Annotated in this window: 1 protein-coding gene; it reads left to right on the forward strand. The window is 48.7% G+C overall.

Translation table 11 applies throughout. From position 1 onward, the window contains the following. Positions 1-33: 33 nt before the first annotated feature. Positions 34-3,930: a phosphoribosylformylglycinamidine synthase gene (gene purL, locus B9J87_RS09385; protein WP_094150446.1), complete on the forward strand. Its 3,897-nt coding sequence runs from the start codon at positions 34-36 to the stop codon at positions 3,928-3,930. Positions 3,931-4,080 lie beyond the last annotated feature (150 nt).

The raw sequence follows: 4,080 nt of genomic DNA on the forward strand, positions 1-4,080 counted from the left end.
CACCTCAACCCACTGTATAAGAGACCTAAGCACATGAGAATTTTGCGTGGCTCCCCAGCGCTTTCTGAGTTTCGTGTTAACAAACTCGTTGAACTTTGTCGTGAACAGCAACTGCCTGTATCGGGTATTTACGCGGAGTTCATGCATTTTGCTGATCTCTCTGCGGATTTAGACGCTCAATCCCTTGAAAAATTAGAGAAACTACTCACTTATGGCCCAACGATTCAAGAACATGAGCCACAAGGTCTTCTTTTACTGGTCACTCCTCGTCCTGGAACCATCTCGCCTTGGTCTTCCAAAGCGACGGATATTGCGCATAACTGTGGTTTGAATGAGGTGAAGCGCTTAGAGCGAGGCACGGCTTACTATATCGAATTAGATCGCGAACTTTCTCAACCGCAACTTGTTACGCTTTATTCCCTGCTGTACGACCGAATGATGGAAGTCGTGTTTACCGATTTCGAATCAGCAACTTCACTGTTTAAAGTCGCTGAACCTGCTCCCGTAGCGTACGTCGACTTGCTGAATGGCGGCCGCTCAGCGCTTGAAAAAGCAAACGTTACCCTTGGGCTTGCATTGGCTGACGATGAAATTGATTATTTGTTCGAAAGCTTCGTCACTAAGCTTGAGCGTAATCCAACCGATATCGAATTAATGATGTTTGCTCAAGCAAACTCTGAGCATTGTCGCCATAAAATCTTCAATGCCGATTGGACTATTGATGGCGTTAAGCAAGATAAATCGCTGTTTAAGATGATCAAAAACACTTATGAAGTGACTCCTGATCACGTGCTGTCTGCCTATAAAGATAATGCCGCCGTCATGGTGGGTTCAGAAGTTGGGCGTTTTTTCCCTGATCCAGAGACACGCCAATATGGTTATCACCATGAAAAAGCGCATATTTTAATGAAGGTGGAAACACACAACCACCCGACGGCGATTGCTCCTTGGCCGGGCGCTTCAACGGGGTCCGGTGGTGAAATTCGTGACGAAGGTGCAACGGGGATTGGTGGAAAACCTAAAGCCGGGTTAGTCGGTTTTACTACTTCAAACTTGCGTATTCCTAATTTTGTGCAGCCTTGGGAAACGGATTTTGGTAAACCGGGGCGCATTGTCACGGCACTCGATATTATGCTGGAAGGCCCGCTCGGTGGCGCGGCTTTTAACAACGAATTTGGTCGTCCAAACTTGTTAGGTTACTTCCGTACTTACGAAGAGAAAGTTAACTCTCACGCAGGTGAAGAAGTGCGTGGTTATCACAAACCAATCATGATTGCTGGTGGGATGGGGAATATCCGCGACGAGCATGTGCAGAAAAAAGAGATCCCAGTTGGCGCGAGCTTAATTGTGCTTGGTGGTCCGGCAATGAACATTGGCCTTGGTGGGGGCGCCGCTTCTTCTATGGCATCTGGTCAATCTGCGGAAGATCTTGATTTTGCGTCGGTACAGCGTGAAAACCCAGAGATGGAACGCCGCTGCCAAGAGGTGATTGATCGCTGCTGGCAACTCGGTGAGGCGAATCCGATCGCCTTTATCCATGATGTGGGCGCTGGTGGTATCTCAAACGCATTGCCTGAGCTTGTTGATGATGGTGAACGTGGCGGTATTTTCCAACTGCGTGATGTACCTAACGATGAGCCGGGAATGAGCCCGCTTGAAATTTGGTGTAATGAATCACAAGAGCGTTACGTACTGGCTGTAGCGCCAGAAAACATGGCGCGCTTTGACGCCATTTGCCAACGTGAGCGCGCGCCTTATGCTGTTGTGGGCATTGCCACTGAAGAGCGTGAACTGAAATTGGAAGATTCACATTTCGACAATACGCCAATTGATATGCCGATGGACGTATTGCTTGGCAAAACACCTAAAATGTATCGTGATGTGAAGACGCTGAAAGTTAATAATCCAGCACTTGATCGCCGTGATATCGAATTGAACGAAGCGATTGATCGTATACTGCGTCTCCCTGCGGTTGCAGAAAAAACCTTCCTCATCACCATTGGTGACCGAACCGTCACTGGTTTGGTCGCTCGTGACCAAATGGTTGGTCCGTGGCAAGTGCCAGTAGCAAACTGCGCGGTCACTGCGGCAAGTTATGATACTTACCATGGCGAAGCGATGTCGATGGGTGAGCGCACGCCAGTTGCCTTGCTGGATTTTGGGGCATCGGCACGTTTAGCTGTGGGCGAAGCGATCACCAATATTGCCGCTACCCATATCGGTGATATCAAACACATTAAGTTGTCGGCGAACTGGATGTCACCAGCGGGTCACCCAGGTGAAGATGCTGGTTTGTATGAGGCAGTAAAAGCGGTCGGTGAAGAGCTTTGTCCTGCGCTCGGCCTGACTATCCCAGTGGGTAAAGATTCGATGTCGATGAAGACCAAATGGGATGAAAATGGCGAACAAAAAGAAGTGACCTCTCCGCTATCCTTGGTGATTACGGCATTTGCTCGTGTTGAAGATGTGCGTAACACCATTACGCCTCAGTTAAGAACCGATAAGGGCGAAACCTCACTGGTTTTGATTGATTTAGGTAATGGTAAGAATCGCTTGGGCGCAACGGCGTTAGCACAAGTTTACAAACAGTTGGGTGATAAACCCGCAGACGTAGATAATGCGGCGCAGCTTAAAGCCTTCTATGAAGCGATCCAAACCTTGGTCGCGAATCAGCAGATTATCGCCTATCACGATAAAGGTGACGGTGGTTTATTCGTTACTCTAGCTGAAATGGCCTTTGCTGGTCATTGTGGCGTGAAAGCCGATATTGCCGCGCTAGGCGATGATGCATTGGCCACGTTATTTAATGAAGAGCTGGGCGCAGTCATTCAAGTTCGTCACCACGATTTAGAGACGGTGATCTCGACGCTAACGGCGCATGGTTTACAAGCGTGTTCACACGTTATAGGTCGTGTTGACGCTTCTGATGAGCTAGCCATTACCGCTGGTGAACAACCTATTGTTGTGCGTAACCGCACCGAACTTCGCACCATTTGGGCTGAAACCACGCATAAGATGCAAGCGCTGCGCGATAACCCGCAGTGCGCGGACCAAGAGTTTGCAGCAAAACAAGATAACAGTGATAAAGGTCTTAACGTCAGTTTGAGCTTTGACGTGCAACAAGATGTTGCGGCACCGTATATTGCTAAAGGCGTGAAGCCAAAAATGGCTATTTTGCGCGAGCAAGGGGTTAACTCACACGTTGAAATGGCGGCAGCGTTTGATCGCGCAGGCTTTGAAACAACCGATATACACATGAGCGACATCTTAACGGGTCAAGCGGTGCTTGAAGAGTACCAAGGCCTCGTCGCATGTGGTGGGTTCTCTTATGGTGACGTATTGGGCGCGGGCGAAGGCTGGGCGAAATCAGTGCTGTTTAATGTACAAGCTCGTGAACAGTTCCAAAGTTTCTTCCAACGTGAAGATACTTTCTCGCTAGGAGTGTGTAACGGCTGTCAAATGCTGTCGAATTTGAAAGAGTTAATCCCTGGTGCGGATTTATGGCCGCGTTTTGTGCGCAATGAATCAGAGCGTTTTGAAGCGCGCTTTAGCTTAGTGGAAGTGCAGCAATCTGATTCACTGTTTTTTAATGAGATGGTTGGCTCGCGCATGCCGATTGCGGTTTCGCATGGCGAAGGGCGCGTTGAAGTTCGTGATACAGCACATTTAACGGCGATTGAACAATCGGGCACCGTTGCGCTGCGTTTTGTGGATAACAACGGCCATGCCACGCAGCAATATCCGAACAACCCAAATGGTTCACCAAATGCCATTACAGGCTTAACGACTCAAGATGGCCGTGTGACGATCATGATGCCGCACCCAGAGCGCGTGTTCCGCACGGTAGCGAACTCTTGGCATCCTGATTCTTGGGGTGAAAACAGCCCATGGATGCGTATGTTCCAAAATGCACGTAAGAACTTAGGGTAACTCACCTTGTCGCCAGTGAGAGAAACGACTTAGTCTTGTTATTCCAGCCGCTGCAACTCAGCGGCTTTTTTGTTTACTTTGAGGATGAATTTTTTGTAAAAAATGCAGAAAAAAATTGTGATTTGTGCTCTAATGCCGCGCTTACCAAGG

The organism is Vibrio sp. V19_P1S1T109 (assembly GCF_002241375.1).
GTDB classification, from domain to species: domain Bacteria; phylum Pseudomonadota; class Gammaproteobacteria; order Enterobacterales; family Vibrionaceae; genus Vibrio; species Vibrio anguillarum.

What these genes read in the sequence shown, in the direction of transcription:
- purL (WP_094150446.1), top strand. Translation starts at nt 34, where the DNA reads ATGAGAATTTTGCGTGGCTCCCCAGCGCTTTCTGAGTTTCGTGTTAAC.